The organism is Flavobacterium praedii (assembly GCF_026810365.1).
In the GTDB taxonomy this organism is placed as follows: domain Bacteria; phylum Bacteroidota; class Bacteroidia; order Flavobacteriales; family Flavobacteriaceae; genus Flavobacterium; species Flavobacterium praedii.
This window is the reverse complement of record NZ_CP113948.1, coordinates 3560836-3580026: the sequence shown is the minus strand read 5'-3', so window position 1 is coordinate 3580026 and position 19191 is coordinate 3560836. Positions and strand designations below refer to the sequence as shown.

Genomic DNA, 19191 nt, shown 5'->3' with positions numbered 1-19191 from the left:
AAATTGAATATTCTATTTTAAACACTACTTCTGAAAACTGATTACTTTTTGCGACTGATCACTAAAAAACTGACCACTGATCACTATTTCTTAACTCTTTCCTCATTTTGTTTTACAAATGCATCCCAACCTGTATAGCTTTTTTCACCGATCACTTTCCCAGAATTAAAAAAGTGGCAAACTGCTGCTGCCAAGCCATCTGTTGAATCCAAGTTTTTAGGTAATTCTTTCAGTCCCAATAATTGTTGAAGCATTTTGGCCACTTGTTCTTTGCTGGCATTTCCGTTTCCGGTGATGGCCATTTTTATTTTTTTGGGTTCGTATTCAGTTATTGGTATGTCTCTGGAAAGTCCCGCAGCCATTGCCACACCTTGCGCGCGACCCAACTTCAGCATCGATTGTACATTCTTGCCAAAGAACGGAGCTTCAATCGCAATTTCGTCTGGATGATGCGTTTCTATTAATTCTATGGTTCGTTCAAAAATTATTTTTAGTTTCTGGTAATGGTTGTCATATTTGGACAATTGCAATTCGTTAAGTTGCAAAAATTCCATTTTCTTATTCACAATTTTTATCAATCCAAAACCCATAATCGTGGTTCCAGGGTCAATTCCTAATATAATGCGTTCTTTTGTCACCTTTTGTTTTTAAATTGTGGTACTGATATTTTTTATTTATTAGAATTGCTTTTCATCTCTTCCAACATGGCAATTATCTTATCCAATTTTTCGGCTTCAATTTTATCCAACTTAATGGTCAAAGCTTCAATTTCCAACTTTGCATCTATATTGGTTTGGTAATCAGATTGCGCTTGAATTCGATCTCTTTCACTTTGTCTATTTTGCGACATCATAATAATTGGTGCCGCATAAGCTGCCTGAGTGGAGAAAACAAGATTCAGCAATATAAAAGGATAGACATCCCAATGACTCATATACGCGAGAAGGTTTAATCCCATCCATACTATTACAAAAACACTTTGAATAATAATAAATTTCCAAGACCCCATTCCTTTAGCAACAGAATCAGCCAAACGACTACCAAAACTTAATGCTTCTTTATGTTTTTCGTGCCAAGTTTTGTTATTCTTCATCTCTTTTAAAATTTGTTTTATTTGAATCATTTCTGTTATTAGGCAAAGATACTCGAAGTTCACACAGCCATTCGCGAAGTTTGAATTCGCTAACAAAATAAAGAGTCTTTGCGAATCTTTGCGAAATAGCATTTTCACGACGATTTTCCTTTACTTTGCGGTATGATTTCAATTTCACACAAAACTAAGCAATTCCTCGTACTTCTAGTCAAACTTTTGATTGTAGGTGGTGCCTTTTATTTTATATACAATCAATTGGCCAACAATGACAAACTCGACTGGCAAAAATTCTTGGTATTGTTTCATAAAAATCAGTCTGTTTTGGGAATTGGATTTATTCTGCTTTTGAGTGTCTTGAACCGCTTCTTTGAAATTTTAAAATGGAAATATTTGGTTTCCTACCTCCATCCTATTTCTTTGGCAGAAGCCACCAAGCAAGTTTTGGCAGGTTTGACTGCAGGATTATTTACTCCAAATGGCGTTGGAGAATATGCCGGAAAAGCATTGTATTTTGAAAAAAAAGAAGCCAAAAAGGTCGTGTTTTTAAATTTGATTTGCAATGGAATACAAATGATCTTAACTGTCGTTTTTGGGATTTTTGGATTGTTGTATTTCAATGCACAATACAATGTGATTACGACCGAAACTGTTGCTGTACTTTTCGGAATTCTGATAATCCTATTTGTTGTTTTATTTTTAGTCAAAAAAATCAAAATCAAAGGCTATTCGATAGAAAAACTGATTCATAAAATTAACGAAATTCCAAAATCGATTCATCAAAAAAATACCCTTTTGGCTATTTTACGATATTTGGTTTTCTCGCATCAATACTACTTTTTGTTTTTGACTTTTGATGTTGATTTACCTTATTTAATTCTCATCTCAGCCATTTCCAGTGTTTACTTTCTAGCTTCTTCTTTGCCTACTTTTCAGTTTTTAGATTTTGCTGTAAAAGGAAGTGTAGCTGTTTATTTCTTTGGAATATTGGGCGTTAATGAATGGGTAGTGGTTTTTGTCACTACGTTAATGTGGTTTTTGAATGTAGTTTTACCAGTAATTATTGGGAGTTATTATGTATTGAATTTCAAAAGCCCCCTCGCCTACGAAGAGGGAATGAAAGACAGCCATTAAACATATAAAGTATGAGTGTGATTATTTTTGGTTTGATTATACTAATGTATCTAATAACAATTGGCTGGCTCATTTATGGTTTTACCAAAATAAATCAGTTCGAATTCATTGGCTTACCGCCAAAAACCAGCTTTAGCATTATTGTCCCTTTTCGGAATGAAGCTGACAATTTGCCCGTTTTATTAGAAAGCTTTTCACAATTGAATTATCCGACGGATTTGTTTGAAGTGATTTTGGTTGATGATCAATCGGATAAAGAGTTTAAAGTTTCAGGTTTAAAGTTTAACGTTTCGGTTGTTAATACTGTTCGGATTTCAAATTCACCAAAGAAAGATGCCATTACAACGGCTATGCAAATCGTAAAAACCGAATGGGTCATCACCACTGATGCTGATTGTGTGGTACATAAAAATTGGTTGCTGGCTTTGGATAACTACATTCAGTTGCATCACGTTTCAATGATTGCTGGAGCGGTTACCTACAAATGCGGGAATTCGTTTTTGCATCATTTTCAGCAATTGGATTTGGCGAGTTTGCAAGGGGCTACCATAGGCAGTTTTGGAATTAAAAAGGGTTTTATGTGCAATGGCGCCAATTTTGCTTATACCAAATCATTTTTTCAAAAATTAAAAGGTTTCGATGGAAATTCTGCAATAGCGAGTGGCGATGATGTTTTTCTGTTGCAAAAGGCAATTGCCAAATACCCTGAAAAAGTAGCTTATTTAAAATCGAAAAATACCATTGTTACCACAAAACCTTTGAATAACTGGAAATCATTGTTTTACCAACGCATGCGCTGGGCATCCAAAACTACTTCATACCAAAGTGATTTTGGAAAAAGACTGGGACTGCTTGTGTTTGTGATGAATTTTGGGTTGGTTTGTTGTTTGGGGCTGACCGTTTTTGGAATTCTTCCCTATTTTTCTCCTGTGTTTTATTTCCTGATCAAATTTGGAATTGACACTGTGCTGATTCAGCAAACAAATAGATTCTTGACTAAGCATAAAATCCATTATTTGCTTTTAAGTAGTTTGTGGTATCCCGTTTTCAGCACTGCTGTGGCTTTGTTTTGCTTGTTCGGAAAATACGAATGGAAAGGAAGACGGTTTTAAACAAATCTTGTAATGAAAATGAATGCCCTAGCCCAGATGGAAACGGCATCCTGTTGTCCTGGGGTTCAGGGCAACAGATATAGTGTACAGCTGGAAATTGCTCCTTAAAAAACTACTCGACCTTTAAAATTACAGGAAGTATAAACTGCGTTTTCACGGGCAATCCTCTTTTGATTGCTGGATTTATTTTAGGAAAATCGACTAAACGAGCTTTCAGGATACTGTCAATTTTTACGGTATCATAAGCCACTGAATCTTTGGGGAATTGCGGTTCAAATTTCATGGTGGCATTCGGGAAAACGGTCACTTTGACTTCAATCGTGTCCAACTCCGGATAAAGCATGGCTAAGGTGTCATTGCACAATTTCTCTTGAATTAACTGGGTTAAAACCTCAAAGAAACATTGTTGGCGTTGTTTTTTATCCTCGATTTTGTCACAATCGACAACCGATGGATATTCGTCTACCTCTTTCCAATTGATGGACTTCAACTCCTTTTGCAACAATTCCTTTTCGGAAGGAACCTGCTTGTCAAAATATTGACAGGAATTAAAAAGTATAAAGACTATAAAAAAGGGAAACTGCTTCAATGTTTGTTTTTTGAATGGGACAAATATGTTATAAAAATACAATTATTTTCCTCATATTCGTATATGATTAAGGTCTTGTATTATTGGCATCAAAATTACTAAAAATATTTTTATGGATATCCTGCTTTTGTCATTGGGTTTTGTTTGTGTTGTTGTAGGTGTTTTTGGGAGTTTTTTGCCTGTTCTGCCTGGACCAAGCATAAGCTGGGTTGGAATTGTATTGTTGTATTTTACGACTGCTGTTCCCGCCAACTATTGGATTTTGGGTATTTCCTTGTTGATTACTATTGTGCTTACCGTTTTGGATTATATCATTCCTGCCAAGGGAACCAAAAAATTTGGCGGAAGTTCCTATGGCATTTGGGGAACCAATATTGGTTTGATTGTTGGTATTTTTGCTCCAATTCCTTTGGGCTTTATTATCGGGCCGTTTGTTGGTGCATTTATAGGAGAACTTATATATGACAACAAAAACCACAAACGTGCTTTGAAAGCGGCTACAGGCTCCCTTCTGGGCTTTCTGGCTTCTTCTTTTATGAAATTTGTGGTTTGTATGATGTATTTGGGATTGTTTCTTTGGATTGTGTGGAAAAATAGTAATGCATTGTTTTAGAAAAATAACTTCTTTAAAAAACAGATATTTTCACCTTAATCAAATTTACAGAACAATATTAATTTTTAACACCATGAGGTTTAATTGAATCCTCTTCGCTGGTATCATACTATTCAAAAAAAGAATTTATGAAATTCTACGCTTTTTGGTTTGTATTAAAAAAGATACTATTTTTTAAATTACTCTTACTTTTCATACAAAAATAGCAATAAGTTAAATTTTAAGCGTTAAATTATGCAGATTGACGCTATTTTCAATTAAGCTTATAAAAAAAATAGTTGTAAGTTTGCGCATTAAAATTAGTAAAGAATGTTTTTTTTAGAAAAACTAAATTACTTCTGGAATTAATATAAATTTATTTTCTGTTTTTACAATAAGTTATAAATATGGTCTTCAAAAAATCCTTTAGCACACTTATTCTTTTGCTGTTCAGTATGTTTGGATTTGCTGGACCAAATCCCCCTTCACCAACAGGTAAAGGACAACCTCCAGATCTACCAATAGACGAGAATTTAACAATTGTATTAACAATAGTAACTCTATACGGCTTGTATACAATTTACAAACACATAAAAATCAAAAAAGCGTCAATTTAATTGACGCTTTTTTGATACAGACATTATCTGTAATTTATTTGTTACTATAAAGTCTAGAGACATACTTCCCAATTACATCAAATTCCAAATTCACTTTGGTTCCAACTACAAAAGTATGAAAATTGGTGTGCTCATAAGTATAAGGTATAATTGCAACACTGAAATTATTTTTACCTGAATCCACAACTGTCAAACTAACCCCATTTACAGTGATAGATCCCTTTTCAATAGTAATATTTTGTAATGAAGAATCGTATTCAAAGGTATAAAACCAACTCCCATTAGTTTCATTTGCCGCAACACATGTCCCAACTTGGTCAACATGTCCTTGTACGATGTGACCGTCTAATCGATCACCTAATTTCATCGCTCGTTCTAGATTAATTTTATCACCTACATCCCAAGTTGAAATATTTGTCTTCTTTATTGTTTCTCCTATAGCAGTAACAGTATAAAGATCCTTATCTATAGCAACAACGGTTAAGCATATTCCATTATGCGCCACACTTTGATCTACTTTTAATTCTTCAGTGATGGAAGAATCGATAGTAATATGGAGATTATCTTGTTCTTTTTTAACTTCTTGAACAGTTCCTAGTGTTTCAATAATTCCTGTAAACATTTCTTGTTTTATTTTACTAAATTTGCACTTCAAAAATAGCAATAAATAACTTAAGGACATTATGAAAAAAGCAGAAAATATAATCGTAGGGATTTCAATAGGAGATTTGAACGGTATTGGAAGCGAAGTGGTTCTAAAAACATTCGAGGATTCTCGTATGCTTGAACTTTGTACCCCAGTTATTTTTGCCAATGTAAAGATACTGTCGTTTATTAGAAAAAATTTTGAATCTACTGTTGCGCTTCATGGCATAGATAAATTAGATCAAATTGTCGTTGGCAAAGTCAATGTTTTTAATCTATGGAAAGAAGGGATTGATATAAATCTTGGAGTAAATGACGAAAAAGTTGGGGAATATGCCATTAAGTCCTTTATAGCAGCCACTAAAGCACTAAAAGAAGGAACTATTGATGTTTTGGTAACTGCTCCTATCAACAAATACAACATTCAATCAGATACGTTTAAATTTCCTGGACACACAGATTATTTGGATCAAGAATTGGAAGGCAATGCTTTAATGTTAATGGTTCAAGACAACTTAAGAGTTGGTTTATTGACAGATCATGTGCCTATTAACGAAGTAGCTTCTCATTTAACTGAAGAGTTGATTTTTAAGAAAATAGAAACAATAAAGAAAACCTTAATTCAAGATTTTAGTATCAATAAACCAAAAATTGCAGTTTTAGGCTTAAATCCCCATTGTGGAGATGGCGGTGTTATAGGTACCGAAGATGATGCTGTACTGAAGCCGGCTTTAAAAAAATTATTCGAAAAAGGCACTTTAGTTTTTGGCCCATTTGCCGCTGACGGTTTCTTTGGAAGCAATCAATATGAAAAATATGATGCCATTATCGCTACGTATCACGATCAAGGGCTAATCCCTTTTAAAACACTTTCATTTGGAAACGGCGTAAACTATACAGCAGGTCTAAATAAAATTAGGACTTCTCCTGATCATGGAACTGCTTATGACATTGCTGGCAAAAATAAAGCCGACTATAATTCTTTCAAAGAAGCGGTTTATCTTGCAATTGACATCTATAATTCCAGAAATCAATATGCTGAAATCAGCCAAAAGCCTCTAAAAACAAAAGAAAAACAGTTGTAAACAAAAAAAGGTGAATAACATTATTAGATTTCCATTTATTTTATATCTTTGCACTCCCGAAGTTTAGGGCAAATTGTTGTTGAAATGAGCAAGACTAAAGAATATGTAATTCCTTTCGTAGGATTGAAGCTAGGAAAACACAAATTTGAGTATCAAATAAATAACGCGTTCTTTGAAATCTTTGATTATAATGAATTTCAAAATTCAGATATCAGAGTAAGTGTAGTTTTAGACAAAAAAAGCAACCTTTTAGAAATTGATTTCAAACATAAAGGAACAGTTAATGTGCCTTGTGATCTAACAAGTGAAGATTTTGATTTACCCGTAAAAGGAAAATTAAAATTAATTGTTCGATTTGGAGATACTTATAATAATGATAATGAGGAATTGTTAATCGTACCGTTTGGCGAATTTGAGATTGACATCTCTCAATATATTTATGAGATGATCGTTCTTTCAATTCCATTACGAAGGGTTCATCCAGGAATCAAAGATGGAAGTTTAAAAACAGAAGCTTTGACAAAACTGAAAGAATTAGCAATTGAAGAACAAAAGAAGGAAAAAAAAGAAGAGAAAAAAGAAGAGAATATAGACCCACGTTGGGACAAATTAAAGCAACTATTAACGGATAAATAATATAGTAAAATGGCACATCCTAAGAGAAAAATCTCGAAAACAAGAAGAGACAAAAGAAGAACACATTACAAAGCTACTGTAGCTCAAATCGCTACATGTCCTATCACTGGAGAAGCGCATTTATACCACAGAGCCTACTGGCATGAAGGAAAAATGTATTACAGAGGACAAGTTGTTATAGATAAATCTGTAGCTCTTGCTTAATACGTTTTTGTAAATAATATTGGAACTCTCACTACGTGAGAGTTTTTTTTGTTGTTTATAATTTCCCCAAATAAGAAAACTTAAAAACAGCTAATTTAGTTTTTTTATTGTAATTTTAAAGTCTTTTAAAAATTTTGCAAATGGCAACATTTGACAATAAATAATCGCATATAATGAGTACAATTACAGCCGCAATTACCGCAGTTGGTGGTTATGTTCCCGACTTTGTTCTTTCAAACAAAGTATTAGAAACAATGGTCGATACAAATGACGAATGGATAACCACACGCACAGGAATTAAAGAAAGAAGAATACTAAAAGATAGTGATAAAGGAACTTCATTTCTTGCAATAAAAGCTGCTCAAGATTTAATAGCAAAAGCAAACATTGACCCTCTTGAAATTGATTTAATTTTAATGGCAACTGCAACCTCAGACATGCCAGTAGCTTCTACTGGTGTATATGTAGCAACCGCAATAGGAGCTACCAATGCTTTTGCCTACGACTTACAAGCTGCATGTTCTAGTTTTCTTTACGGAATGTCTACAGCTGCCGCATATGTTCAATCTGGAAGATACAAAAAAGTATTACTAATTGGAGCTGATAAAATGTCTTCAATAGTCGACTATAAAGACAGAGCTACATGTATAATCTTTGGAGATGGTGCTGGAGCAGTATTGTTTGAGCCAAATTACGAAGGATATGGCTTACAAGATGAATATTTAAGAAGCGATGGCGTAGGTCGTGATTTCTTGAAAATTCCAGCTGGAGGTTCACTACTTCCAACGAGCTTAGACACTGTAAATGACAATATGCATAATATTATACAAGACGGAAAAACCGTTTTTAAATATGCAGTTACCAATATGGCCGATGCTAGCGAATTAATTCTCAAAAGAAATAATTTAACCAATGAAGATGTCAATTGGTTAGTTCCACACCAAGCAAATAAGCGTATTATTGATGCAACAGCGCACAGAATGAACTTAGAGGATGCCAAAGTATTGATGAATATTGAAAAATACGGAAACACAACATCAGCAACTTTACCACTAGTACTTTATGATTTTGAACACCTTTTCAAAAAAGGAGATACCATAATCTTTGCCGCTTTTGGTGGTGGCTTTACTTGGGGATCTATTTACTTAACTTGGGCCTACGATAAAAAATAAATTAAACTAAAAAGAAATAATTATGGATTTAAAAGAAATTCAAAATCTAATCAAATTTGTAGCAAATTCAGGTGTTGCAGAAGTTAAATTAGAAATGGATGATGTTAAAATCACCATCAGAACTACTTTAGAAGGAAGTGTAACCGAAACAACATATGTTCAACAGCTACCTTCTCAAAATGCACTTCCACAAGCTGCTGCTCCACAACAAATTGCTCCAGTTGCAGCTACTCCAGAAGTTGCTGTTGTAGAAAACGCACATTATATCACAATAAAATCACCAATCATTGGTACTTTTTATAGAAAACCGTCTCCAGACAAACCAATGTTTGTAGAAGTTGGTAAATCTATTGCAAAAGGAGATGTTCTTTGTGTTATTGAAGCCATGAAATTATTCAACGAAATTGAATCTGAAATATCTGGTAAAATTGTAAAAATATTAGTAGACGATATGTCTCCTGTTGAATTTGACCAACCTTTATTCTTAGTAGACCCTTCTTAATTTTAGATTTTAGATTATAGATTTCAGATTATAGATTTCAGGTTTTTAAATCTGAAATAGTGTTTTAGGTTTTATGTAGTTGTCATTTTTGAAAATAAATTTCACTTATACTATGAATCTATTTTTCATTTTTCTATAATCGGTTTGTCTAATTCTCTAAACCGTCTAATTATCTAATTTTAAAAAATATGTTTAAAAAAATACTAATAGCCAATAGAGGAGAGATAGCGCTTCGTGTTATCCGTACTTGTAGAGAGATGGGTATCAAGACAGTAGCGGTTTATTCTACTGCAGATGCTGAAAGCTTACACGTTAAATTTGCTGACGAAGCTGTTTGCATAGGACCTCCTCCTAGTAATTTATCTTATTTAAAGATGTCTAATATTATTGCAGCTGCAGAAATTACAAATGCAGATGCAATACATCCAGGTTACGGGTTTCTTTCAGAAAATGCTAAATTTTCTAAAATTTGCCAAGAACACAACATAAAATTCATTGGTGCTTCTCCAGAAATGATTGACAGAATGGGAGATAAAGCTTCCGCAAAAGCCACTATGATTGAAGCAGGAGTACCTTGTGTACCAGGTTCAGTTGGGATTTTGGAATCATTCGAACAAGCAGCAGAATTAGCCAATAAATTTGGATATCCTGTAATGTTAAAAGCCACTGCTGGTGGTGGAGGTAAAGGAATGAGAGCTGTTTGGGCTCCAGAAGATTTACTAAAAGCATGGGAAGGTGCACGTCAAGAATCTGCGGCCGCTTTTGGAAACGACGGAATGTATCTTGAAAAACTTATTGAAGAACCTCGTCATATCGAAATCCAAGTTGTTGGTGATTCTTACGGTAAAGCCTGTCATCTTTCAGAAAGAGATTGTTCAGTACAACGTCGCCATCAAAAATTGACCGAAGAAACTCCTTCTCCATTTATGACCGACGAGTTACGTGCCAAAATGGGTGAAGCAGCTGTAAAAGCAGCAGAATATATAAAATACGAAGGTGCAGGAACTGTTGAGTTTTTAGTAGACAAACACAGAAACTTTTACTTCATGGAAATGAACACTCGTATCCAAGTAGAGCACCCTATTACCGAACAAGTAGTTGATTACGATTTAATTAGAGAGCAAATTTTAGTTGCTGCTGGCGTGCCAATTTCAGGTAAAAATTACTTACCACAATTACATGCTATTGAATGTCGTATCAATGCCGAAGATCCTTACAACGACTTCAGACCTTCACCAGGAAAAATCACTACACTTCATATGCCAGGCGGACACGGTGTACGTCTAGATACCCATGTGTATTCTGGATATACGATTCCACCAAATTACGATTCTATGATTGCCAAATTAATTACTACAGCACAAACTCGTGAAGAAGCTATTAGTAAAATGAGAAGAGCTTTAGACGAATTTGTAATCGAAGGTATAAAAACAACTATTCCATTTCACAGACAATTAATGGATGAACCTAGATACATCGCAGGAGAGTACACCACTGCCTTCATGGATACTTTCAAAATGAATGATCCGGAATAAAAAATTAAATCCCATTCTTACAATGAATGGGATTTTTTTTAAACAAAATATTTCAAATATCAAGTATAAAAAATTGTTGGGCGTGCCACCATAAAGAGAAGTGGCCCAACATAGATACCGCATATTCGGCCACTTCTCTTTATGCTGTCGGGCTGTTGCCGCTACTTCGGTAGCTTGGCCCATCCCTCACGCGCTCGCAAAACCATTCGAATAAACAACATATCCAACTTTCCGTAAACCATTAATTCTACCATTAAACTAAATATTTTTTTTTACCAACAATTCCCTTTCCTATATATTTATAGCTAATACATAATCAACTTCGTACCTTTGCCTTCTTGTAAAAACAAAAAAAAACATACAACTATAATGATTGAAGATAAAACCCCTCAACGTACCAGTATAGCCCAATTAGGCGAGTTTGGTCTAATAGACCATTTAACAAAAAACTTCGAAATCAACCAACCTTCAACACTAAAAGGGATCGGAGATGATGCCGCAGTATTGGATTTCAAAGATAAAAAAGTAGTCATTTCAACAGATTTATTGATAGAAGGTGTGCATTTTGATTTATCTTATATGCCTCTAAAGCATTTAGGGTATAAAGCGGTAGTTGTCAATGTTTCGGATATTTGTGCGATGAATGCTAAACCAACTCAAATTACGGTTTCTATTGCTGTTTCCAATCGTTTCCCTCTAGAAGCATTAGAAGAATTATTTGCAGGAATTACACACGCAGCACAAGAATACAAAGTTGATGTAATTGGAGGAGACACAACCTCTTCACAAAAAGGATTAATCATAAGTATCACTGCCATTGGTGAGGCGGATGAAAACGAAATCGTTTATAGAAATGGAGCCAAACAAAGCGATCTTTTAGTAGTCACTGGTGATATTGGCGCGGCCTATATGGGATTACAAGTATTAGAAAGAGAAAAGCAAGTATTTCAAGTAAACCCCAATTCACAACCTGACTTGGATGCTTACACCTACCTTATTGAGCGTCAATTAAAACCAGAAGCTAGAAAAGACGTTCGAACTTTATTGCACGCGCTAGAAATAAAACCCACATCAATGATCGACATATCCGATGGCTTATCGTCTGAAATTATGCATTTATGCAAACAATCTGGCGTAGGATGCAACTTGTATGAAGACAAATTGCCAATTGACCCCCAATTCATAAATGTTTGCGAGGAATTTGATATTGATAGTACTACAGTTGCAATAAATGGCGGTGAGGATTATGAATTACTATTTACAATTGCTATGGAAGATTTCGAAAAAATAAAAGGGAATCCAAATTTCAGCATTATTGGGCATATGACTCAAGAAAGTGAAGGTATACATCTGATAACACGCGCCAATACCAAAATACCCTTAAAAGCGAGAGGTTGGGATGCCATAAGCGAATTATAAAATTAATTCGATAGCAATTAAACGAAAAACGACACTGTAATAGTGTCGTTTTTCGTTTAATAGGAGAGCTAAAAAATAATCCCTCTAACTTTTGCTTCTTGAATCAAATCGATATCACTTCCATCTTCTATCTTAAAAAGTTCTTTAAGATTTACTTTTCGCCTTTCTATAGCTTGTAAAGAAATGGGAATATATTGCGGGATGTCTTTGGTTTTGGTTCCTTTAGAAATATGAAAAAGAATTAACTTATCAAATTGATCAATTCCTTCAACATCAGTAATATCTTGATTGGCCATTTTAATTACGGAGTGACTGTAATAAATTTCGTCTTTCAAAATAATATCAAAACCAAAAAGCAATTCATCAAAGGTTAAATCACTTTTTATTACCAATCCTGATGGATTTATGGTATCAATAATGTTTTTAATTTTCAGCAACTCATTAAACATGGTAAGCAAGATAATTTTGCAATCAGGCATTAATTCCATGATCAATTTGGCTAAATCTTCACCTGAATAAATGCCTTCTTCTTCATATACCGGCATGCTTATATCTAAAAAAGCAACATCAAAAGGTAAGGTGTCAGGATCTGTTATAATAGTGTAACCTGTTTTACAATCTTTTCCTTGCGAAAATGAATATTCATAAAGATTCGGCTTATATCGGGTGATTGCGTTTTTATATCCGTCAATTATAAAGGGATGGTCGTCAACTATTAAAATATTTTTTTTAATTAATCTTTCCACTTTAATATCCTCTATCATTATATTGTAGGTTTTATATTTTTTTAATTGGTATTACTATTGTTAAGGTCGTGCCTTCTCCTTTTTTTGATTTAATATCTAGAGTCCCATTACATTCTATAGTTCTTGTTTTTATATTTTGAAGACCAATACCTTTTTTTGCACGTAAAACATTAAACCCAATTCCATCATCACTTATTTTTAATACTATATTATCTTCCTGCTTTCTAAATTCTACTTTAATTTTTGTAGCCTTAGAATATTTATTACAATTTTGAAGAGATTCTTGAATAATTCTGTAAATGTTGATTTTTATAGTGTTATCGATAAACTCCCACTTAATTGCAGCGTCTATGTGAGCAAGAAACTTTGAAGCATATGTCTTTTTTTGTTCTTCAAATAAGTTAGCGACTATAGCAACGAAGTTATTAATTAATTCTGATTTTTCTCTATTCAAGTTATGTGAAATTTCACGAATATCTTGTTCAATATTTTTAAGCTCTGTCAAATAATTCAATCGCCTTTCTACTCCAGAATCGTCTTTAATTTTATTTAAACTGTCTAGATTAATTCGAACTCCAAACATTCTTCCTAAAACACCATCGTGTAATTCTCTTGCTACTCTTTTTTTCTCTTTTATATTATTGATTTCAATTGTGTTTTGCTGATTGATTAATAAATTATATATCTCGGCATTGGCTTGTTGCTGCTGTTGCTTAAATAATAATTCGCGTTGTTTAACTTTTTGTAATTTAATGGTATATAATAATACCGCTAAGATCACAAAAGAAGCAAAAATCAATAAAAGTGTCTTGTTTTGTCCCTCTAGATTAATGTATTCAACTTTTATTTCATCTGTTTCAAATTCTATACGAGAAAACTTCTCCCCCATTTTACGTTCTGCTTTTTGCAAACGATCATTAATAAGGATGTATTCTTTGGAATAAGTAGAAGCATTCTTGGGATCTACCGCTTCCATTTGTTTCAGCGCTTCCAAAATACTTCTCAAGCGATTGGTACTACGAGAAAGTAATAGCGCTTGTTTGGCATATTGAACCGCTTTTAAGGTATCCTTTTTAGAAGCGAAATATTCTGACAAACGAGTTTTACTTACAATAATCCCAGATGTAATTTTTAAACTATCCCGAATTTTTAATGCTTGATAAAATTGATCAGGAAGACCTTCAGATTCATTAAGTTTAAATTTGGCATAAGCTAAATTATCCAACAACATTGCATATAGCTTAGGTTTATCCACGAATAAATGTTCTTGTTCGAGCCCTTTTTCGAAATAATTTTTTGCTTGATTGTAGTTTTTTAAATTCAAATAAACATAGCCCATATTGTTGAAAGAAGACGCTTTCGATTGGAATACTGATGGAATAGATTTATCATCAATACTGACTAGTGCTTTATTATGGTATTCTAAAGCTCTACCATATTCTTCTCTTTCATTGTATAAAACACCTAAAATATTATAAGACTGGTATAATAAATCATTTGTTTTTCCATCTTTCAGCACTCGCAACGCTTTAAATACTGTTATTTCACTATTTGAATAATCACTTTCATTGAATTGCAAATTAGCTTTACTTATTAACGTTTTTGCTAGATTGTAATTATTATTGAGTTTAAGATAAAGCTTTTCTGCTTTAAAAAAATTGTAAAAAGCAGTATCAGAAATAGACTTTTCTACATAATAATCTCCCAGATAAGTATAAGCCTTAGCCATATTTACAGTATCATGGCTTTTTTCACAACGTTCCAAAATGAGTTTAGAAGTTTCAAGATAGCTTTTCCAATCGCTCATATTATAAAAGCGATTGGCTACCCTAAAGAGATTGACTTTGTTAATCGAATCGTCTTTTTGAGTCAAAATAATAGCCAATGCCTTTTGAGAGTATTTTTTTTTGTAAGCATAAGGCAAATGATCATCATTAGCCAAAGTAAGATAAGTAGAAACACTATCTTCTGAGATACTGGAATTTTGTTTGGCTACTTTATTCTTAGTACAGCCAAAAAGAATAACCAATAAAAGTAAACATATGTAATATAGTTTTTTCAATAGTAGAATTTCAAATCAATCAAAAATACTAAAACTTTTCATATAAAAAAAGGCTGACAAATAAATGACAGCCTTTCAATAATATTTAGGTTTCTTTTTAGTCCACTTTTTTATTTCCTCCAACATCTTGTCCTCCATTACCATCAATTTCTAAGATTTTATTAGTTGAATTAACTATTAATGAATTACCATTGTAATCCACTTTTTTATTTCCTCCAACATCTTGCCCGCCAGTTCCGTCAATTCCAGTTATGACTGTATTGTCAAGATTTGAGGCCGTTGCTGTTGTAGGATTTGCAAATGAAGTTAGTACCAATACTAATGTAAATAATCCGATTGTTAAAGTTGCTTTTTTCATGATTTCTGGGGTTTATGTTGTTGTTATTTTTTACTTTTTTGATTCCATTTGTGTTGGAATTCTTTTGTAAAACTAAACAGTAAACCGAGATAATCAATTCAAAAAAAGGCGTTTATGGTCAATGGTATTCGTTTGATAGTGAATGGATAGCAAATCAGGGCAAATGACAATTAATTAGGTTTCGATATAATTTTCATTGGCAAATTCAGCTATTATAAAGTCAACATTGGTTTTGTAAGATTTAGAAAAAGGCAATTTTATAGTGGTTTTTTTTATATAACATAACGAGTTTCCCGTATGGATTCTTGAGATGTAATTTCGATTGACAATATAACTATTGTGTATTCGGATAAAGGGATTTGTCAAAACAGTTTCAAAATGCTTTAATGTCTTGAAAGCTGTTATCATCTCACCACTTTTTAAATGAATATCAGTAGAATTATTATCTGCTTGAAAGTAACAAATGTCATCCGAATCAATATACCTATGATCGCCATATGATTTAACACATAATATAAATGATTTTTTATTTTTCTTTATTTCAAAATTCTCTAGCGCTAGTCTTTCCTTTGCATTTGGACTTTGCACCAATAATACTTCATCATCAGTATTTATTTTATTTAATTTATGAATCAATTTTACAAAATCGATTACTAATAATGGTTTTAGCAAATAATCTATAACTTCATATTTGATGCAATCAAATGCAAAATCTTTTTTCTTGGTTGTAATTACTATTTTAGGCAACTCCTTTAAATACATCAATAATCCATTGATTAACTGTAAGGATAAATTGCTATTTTTATTAATAGGATCTATTTCCAAGAAAACCAGTTTGGGCATGTGTTCTAAAATAAGATTTACTCCGTCTGCATAATTATCTGCAGTACCGAGAAAATTTAATTCGGAAAACTCACTGGCAATAACCTTTGTTCGCAAAGCACTTTCTGGATCATCGTCTATGATTATGTAGGTATAATTCATTTTTTCGTTGGAATACTTTATTTTTATGTTCTATTATTTACTTTTTCTAAAATTCAAAATAACCATTTATAATATCTATCCTATTTAATTAACAAAAATCACACTAATTACGATATAATTTTAAAGAAAAACATTCAAAGTTATGTTTTTTTTAGTATGGGTTAATAAAAATAATTTAAAATTAATATGCATTGGTTTAGAAATTCAAACAATCACTGTATCAGCTTATTTTTTAAAATTTCAGGCAAAAAAAAATGCCTCCCAACTGAGAAGCATTTTCATCTATTTTAAATAAAAAATTACATTTTCATCAACCAGTTTTTCATAGAAACCTCATTTTCAATGATTGATTTCAAGTCGGCAATAGCGACACGGTCTTGTTTCATAGTATCTCTATGACGAATGGTTACCGTTTGGTCTTCTATTGTTTGGTGATCAACAGTGATACAAAATGGAGTTCCCAAAGCATCTTGTCTTCTATAACGTCTTCCTACTGCATCTTTTTCATCGTAGGAAACATTGAAATCCCATTTCAAATCATCAATGATTTTTTTGGAAATTTCAGGTAATCCATCTTTTTTAACCAATGGTAAAACAGCTGCTTTTGTTGGAGCCAAAACGGCTGGCAATTTTAATACAGTTCTTGTTGAACCATCTTCTAGTGTTTCTTCTTTTAAGGAAGTAGCGAAAACAGCCAAGAACATTCTGTCCAATCCTACTGAAGTTTCAACCACATAAGGAACGTAGTTTTGATTCAATTCGGCATCAAAATACTGCAATTTTCTACCCGAAAATTGTTCATGAGCTTTTAAGTCAAAGTCAGTTCTGGAGTGAATTCCTTCCAATTCTTTGAAACCAAAAGGGAAATTAAATTCAATATCAGCTGCTGCATTGGCATAATGAGCCAGTTTTTCATGATCGTGAAAACGATAATTTTCTTTTCCTAAACCAAGGGATAAATGCCAGTTCAAACGAGTAGTTTTCCAGTGTTCGTACCATTGCATTTCTTCGCCTGGACGTACAAAAAATTGCATTTCCATTTGTTCAAACTCACGCATACGGAAGATGAATTGTCTGGCTACAATTTCGTTTCTAAAAGCTTTTCCGGTTTGAGCGATACCAAAAGGAATTTTCATTCTTCCTGATTTTTGAACATTCAAGAAATTCACAAAAATACCTTGAGCTGTTTCTGGACGCAAATACAAATCCATTGCCGAATCTGCAGAAGCACCTAATTTAGTACCAAACATCAAGTTGAATTGACGCACTTCGGTCCAATTTCTAGAACCTGATTCTGGACAAGCAATTTCCAGTTCTTCGATTAATGCTTTTACATCGTCTAGATCACCAGCTCCTAAAGAGCGACCCATTCTTTCCAGAATTTGTCTTTCTTTTGCTTTGTATTCCATCACTCTTGCGTTGGTGGTCACAAATTCTTGTTCGTTGAACGCATCCCCAAATCGAGCACGCGCTTTTTCGATTTCTTTGATAGCTTTTAGATTTAGCTTTTCGGCATAATCTTCAATCAGGACATCGGCTCTGTATCTTCTTTTGGAATCTTTGTTGTCTATCAATGGATCGTTAAAGGCATCCACGTGACCCGATGCTTTCCAAGTGGTTGGGTGCATCAATATAGCCGCGTCTAGTCCTACGATGTTTTCGTTCATTTGAACCATCGATTTCCACCAATATTCGCGTATGTTCTTTTTTAATTCTACTCCGTTTTGTGCATAATCATAGACTGCACTTAAACCATCGTATATTTCGCTTGACGGAAAAATAAATCCGTACTCTTTTGCGTGCGAAACTACATTCTTAAATAAATCTTCTTGTTTTGCCATAATAGTGCAAAAATATAAAAAGGGAAATTAAAAAAAGAAAAAAATGAAGTTAGAAATGGTGATTTTCTTATTTTTATGGATAAATCTACTTTTATATGCTTAATTCCTTGATCAATCTATTTTTCCCGCCCGTTTGTGCCGGCTGCAAATCATTCATTGGTACAAATGAAAATGTAATTTGTACCGTATGTCGTCATGAATTGCCTTTGACCAATCATCATTTGAATCCAGAAAATGAAGCCTTTAAAAAGTTTTATGGTCGAATTCCCGTAGAACATGTTTCTGCATTGTTGTATTTTCATAAAAAGGGAATGGTTCAAGAACTCATACATAATTTGAAATACAAAGGTCATGAAGAAATTGGAACCGTTTTGGGCGAATGGTACGCTTCCGAGCTAAAAGACAATCCGATTATAAAGGATGTAGATCGTATCATTCCTGTTCCATTGCATAAAAAACGCATGAAAGAAAGGGGCTATAATCAAGTTACTAATTTTGGATTGGCTTTGGCTGAGCATTTTAAAACTCCAATGAACGATTCTATTTTAATGCGAAAAGTATATTCAAAAACGCAATCAAAAAAGAATCTTTTGGGGAGAATCGAAGGAATTGAAACGGTTTTTGATGTTGATTTCTGTGAAGAAGACTGGAACAAACATTATCTATTGATTGATGATGTATTGACCACAGGCGCTACGCTCGAAGCTTGTTCAAAAGCATTGCTTAAAATTCCGGGAGCAAAAATTAGTATTGTTTGTATGGCGATGGCACATTCTTGATTTCCTTTTTTTTTAACCAGTCATGGAGGCCCGTTAGGGGATGAAATATGTGTTAGAAAAATTAAATATCTAGATAAAAGCCATATTCA

Annotated in this window: 21 protein-coding genes; 12 read left to right on the top strand and 9 right to left on the bottom strand. The window is 33.3% G+C overall.

Annotated features, from left to right (window positions below; translation table 11 throughout):
• Positions 1-83: 83 nt before the first annotated feature.
• Both ruvC and OYT91_RS15180 read right to left on the bottom strand, forming a co-directional pair.
• The gene (gene ruvC / locus OYT91_RS15185; RefSeq protein WP_269224091.1) at positions 84-638 is read right to left on the bottom strand and encodes a crossover junction endodeoxyribonuclease RuvC; all 555 of its coding nucleotides are present in this window, start codon (positions 636-638) and stop codon (positions 84-86) included.
• A gap of 32 nt (positions 639-670) precedes the next feature.
• Entirely contained in the window at positions 671-1093 is a 423-nt protein-coding gene (locus OYT91_RS15180) for a DUF1003 domain-containing protein (RefSeq protein WP_281238630.1), read from the bottom strand.
• 162 nt (positions 1094-1255) lie between these two features.
• Between OYT91_RS15180 and OYT91_RS15175 the strand changes: the two genes are divergently transcribed.
• Positions 1256-2224 carry a lysylphosphatidylglycerol synthase transmembrane domain-containing protein gene (locus tag OYT91_RS15175; RefSeq protein ID WP_281238629.1) on the top strand — a complete coding sequence of 323 codons (969 nt, stop codon included), beginning with the start codon at positions 1256-1258 and terminating at the stop codon, positions 2222-2224.
• Positions 2225-2235: 11 nt separating this feature from the next.
• Positions 2236-3336 carry a glycosyltransferase family 2 protein gene (locus OYT91_RS15170; RefSeq protein WP_281238628.1) on the top strand — a complete coding sequence of 367 codons (1101 nt, stop codon included), beginning with the start codon at positions 2236-2238 and terminating at the stop codon, positions 3334-3336.
• 112 nt (positions 3337-3448) lie between these two features.
• Here the strand turns inward: OYT91_RS15170 and OYT91_RS15165 are convergent, their stop codons facing one another.
• Positions 3449-3925, bottom strand: a complete 477-nt coding sequence (locus OYT91_RS15165) for a hypothetical protein (RefSeq protein ID WP_281238627.1) — start codon at positions 3923-3925, stop codon at positions 3449-3451.
• Between the two features lie 112 nt (positions 3926-4037).
• Here OYT91_RS15165 and OYT91_RS15160 point away from each other — a divergent pair, with 112 nt between their 5' ends.
• Complete coding sequence (locus OYT91_RS15160) at positions 4038-4538, top strand: DUF456 domain-containing protein (protein WP_281238626.1); 501 nt, start codon at positions 4038-4040, stop codon at positions 4536-4538.
• A gap of 386 nt (positions 4539-4924) precedes the next feature.
• Positions 4925-5134 carry an Fjoh_0651 family PID-CTERM protein gene (locus OYT91_RS15155; RefSeq protein WP_281238625.1) on the top strand — a complete coding sequence of 70 codons (210 nt, stop codon included), beginning with the start codon at positions 4925-4927 and terminating at the stop codon, positions 5132-5134.
• Positions 5135-5168: 34 nt separating this feature from the next.
• Here OYT91_RS15155 and OYT91_RS15150 read toward each other — a convergent pair whose 3' ends face one another.
• A complete protein-coding gene (locus OYT91_RS15150) occupies positions 5169-5756 on the bottom strand; it encodes a riboflavin synthase (protein WP_281238624.1) in 588 nt (195 codons plus the stop codon).
• Positions 5757-5814: 58 nt separating this feature from the next.
• Here OYT91_RS15150 and pdxA point away from each other — a divergent pair, with 58 nt between their 5' ends.
• The 7 genes from pdxA (at position 5815) to thiL (ending at position 12332) form a co-directional block, all read left to right on the top strand.
• Complete coding sequence (pdxA, locus tag OYT91_RS15145; RefSeq protein WP_269224559.1) at positions 5815-6864, top strand: 4-hydroxythreonine-4-phosphate dehydrogenase PdxA; 1050 nt, start codon at positions 5815-5817, stop codon at positions 6862-6864.
• 84 nt (positions 6865-6948) lie between these two features.
• Positions 6949-7500 carry a YceD family protein gene (locus OYT91_RS15140; RefSeq protein WP_281238623.1) on the top strand — a complete coding sequence of 184 codons (552 nt, stop codon included), beginning with the start codon at positions 6949-6951 and terminating at the stop codon, positions 7498-7500.
• A 9-nt stretch (positions 7501-7509) separates the two neighbouring features.
• Entirely contained in the window at positions 7510-7704 is a 195-nt protein-coding gene (gene rpmF / locus OYT91_RS15135) for a 50S ribosomal protein L32 (protein WP_022828950.1), read from the top strand.
• Positions 7705-7877: 173 nt separating this feature from the next.
• A complete protein-coding gene (locus tag OYT91_RS15130; protein WP_281238622.1) occupies positions 7878-8876 on the top strand; it encodes a beta-ketoacyl-ACP synthase III in 999 nt (332 codons plus the stop codon).
• 22 nt (positions 8877-8898) lie between these two features.
• A complete protein-coding gene (accB, locus tag OYT91_RS15125; RefSeq protein ID WP_269224100.1) occupies positions 8899-9378 on the top strand; it encodes an acetyl-CoA carboxylase biotin carboxyl carrier protein in 480 nt (159 codons plus the stop codon).
• Positions 9379-9566: 188 nt separating this feature from the next.
• Positions 9567-10913: an acetyl-CoA carboxylase biotin carboxylase subunit gene (gene accC / locus OYT91_RS15120; protein ID WP_269224101.1), complete on the top strand. Its 1347-nt coding sequence runs from the start codon at positions 9567-9569 to the stop codon at positions 10911-10913.
• Positions 10914-11282: 369 nt separating this feature from the next.
• Entirely contained in the window at positions 11283-12332 is a 1050-nt protein-coding gene (gene thiL / locus OYT91_RS15115) for a thiamine-phosphate kinase (protein WP_281238621.1), read from the top strand.
• 68 nt (positions 12333-12400) lie between these two features.
• On the opposite strand, the gene OYT91_RS15110 is transcribed toward thiL, so the two are convergent.
• The 5 genes from OYT91_RS15110 to OYT91_RS15090 form a co-directional block, all read right to left on the bottom strand.
• Complete coding sequence (locus OYT91_RS15110; RefSeq protein WP_281238620.1) at positions 12401-13096, bottom strand: response regulator; 696 nt, start codon at positions 13094-13096, stop codon at positions 12401-12403.
• A 13-nt stretch (positions 13097-13109) separates the two neighbouring features.
• Positions 13110-15140 carry a tetratricopeptide repeat-containing sensor histidine kinase gene (locus tag OYT91_RS15105; protein ID WP_281238619.1) on the bottom strand — a complete coding sequence of 677 codons (2031 nt, stop codon included), beginning with the start codon at positions 15138-15140 and terminating at the stop codon, positions 13110-13112.
• A 97-nt stretch (positions 15141-15237) separates the two neighbouring features.
• Positions 15238-15498 carry a hypothetical protein gene (locus OYT91_RS15100; protein WP_281238618.1) on the bottom strand — a complete coding sequence of 87 codons (261 nt, stop codon included), beginning with the start codon at positions 15496-15498 and terminating at the stop codon, positions 15238-15240.
• Positions 15499-15672: 174 nt separating this feature from the next.
• A complete protein-coding gene (locus tag OYT91_RS15095) occupies positions 15673-16482 on the bottom strand; it encodes a LytR/AlgR family response regulator transcription factor (RefSeq protein ID WP_281238617.1) in 810 nt (269 codons plus the stop codon).
• Between the two features lie 299 nt (positions 16483-16781).
• The gene (locus tag OYT91_RS15090) at positions 16782-18323 is read right to left on the bottom strand and encodes a glycine--tRNA ligase (RefSeq protein ID WP_281238616.1); all 1542 of its coding nucleotides are present in this window, start codon (positions 18321-18323) and stop codon (positions 16782-16784) included.
• Positions 18324-18418: 95 nt separating this feature from the next.
• On the opposite strand from OYT91_RS15090, the gene OYT91_RS15085 reads away from it, so the two are divergent.
• Positions 18419-19102 carry a ComF family protein gene (locus tag OYT91_RS15085; RefSeq protein WP_281238615.1) on the top strand — a complete coding sequence of 228 codons (684 nt, stop codon included), beginning with the start codon at positions 18419-18421 and terminating at the stop codon, positions 19100-19102.
• Positions 19103-19191: the final 89 nt, after the last annotated feature.

Bases quoted from the DNA above. Each gene is read 5' to 3' on its own strand.
- OYT91_RS15140 (WP_281238623.1), top strand. From the start codon at position 6,949: ATGAGCAAGACTAAAGAATATGTAATTCCTTTCGTAGGATTGAAGCTA.
- OYT91_RS15170 (WP_281238628.1), top strand. From the start codon at position 2,236: ATGAGTGTGATTATTTTTGGTTTGATTATACTAATGTATCTAATAACA.
- accB (WP_269224100.1), top strand. From the start codon at position 8,899: ATGGATTTAAAAGAAATTCAAAATCTAATCAAATTTGTAGCAAATTCA.
- OYT91_RS15090 (WP_281238616.1), bottom strand. From the start codon at position 18,323: ATGGCAAAACAAGAAGATTTATTTAAGAATGTAGTTTCGCACGCAAAA.
- OYT91_RS15100 (WP_281238618.1), bottom strand. From the start codon at position 15,498: ATGAAAAAAGCAACTTTAACAATCGGATTATTTACATTAGTATTGGTA.
- rpmF (WP_022828950.1), top strand. From the start codon at position 7,510: ATGGCACATCCTAAGAGAAAAATCTCGAAAACAAGAAGAGACAAAAGA.
- OYT91_RS15110 (WP_281238620.1), bottom strand. From the start codon at position 13,096: ATGATAGAGGATATTAAAGTGGAAAGATTAATTAAAAAAAATATTTTA.
- OYT91_RS15130 (WP_281238622.1), top strand. From the start codon at position 7,878: ATGAGTACAATTACAGCCGCAATTACCGCAGTTGGTGGTTATGTTCCC.
- OYT91_RS15150 (WP_281238624.1), bottom strand. From the start codon at position 5,756: ATGTTTACAGGAATTATTGAAACACTAGGAACTGTTCAAGAAGTTAAA.
- OYT91_RS15160 (WP_281238626.1), top strand. From the start codon at position 4,038: ATGGATATCCTGCTTTTGTCATTGGGTTTTGTTTGTGTTGTTGTAGGT.
- OYT91_RS15180 (WP_281238630.1), bottom strand. From the start codon at position 1,093: ATGAAGAATAACAAAACTTGGCACGAAAAACATAAAGAAGCATTAAGT.
- OYT91_RS15155 (WP_281238625.1), top strand. From the start codon at position 4,925: ATGGTCTTCAAAAAATCCTTTAGCACACTTATTCTTTTGCTGTTCAGT.
- OYT91_RS15095 (WP_281238617.1), bottom strand. From the start codon at position 16,482: ATGAATTATACCTACATAATCATAGACGATGATCCAGAAAGTGCTTTG.
- accC (WP_269224101.1), top strand. From the start codon at position 9,567: ATGTTTAAAAAAATACTAATAGCCAATAGAGGAGAGATAGCGCTTCGT.
- thiL (WP_281238621.1), top strand. From the start codon at position 11,283: ATGATTGAAGATAAAACCCCTCAACGTACCAGTATAGCCCAATTAGGC.
- OYT91_RS15085 (WP_281238615.1), top strand. From the start codon at position 18,419: ATGCTTAATTCCTTGATCAATCTATTTTTCCCGCCCGTTTGTGCCGGC.
- OYT91_RS15175 (WP_281238629.1), top strand. From the start codon at position 1,256: ATGATTTCAATTTCACACAAAACTAAGCAATTCCTCGTACTTCTAGTC.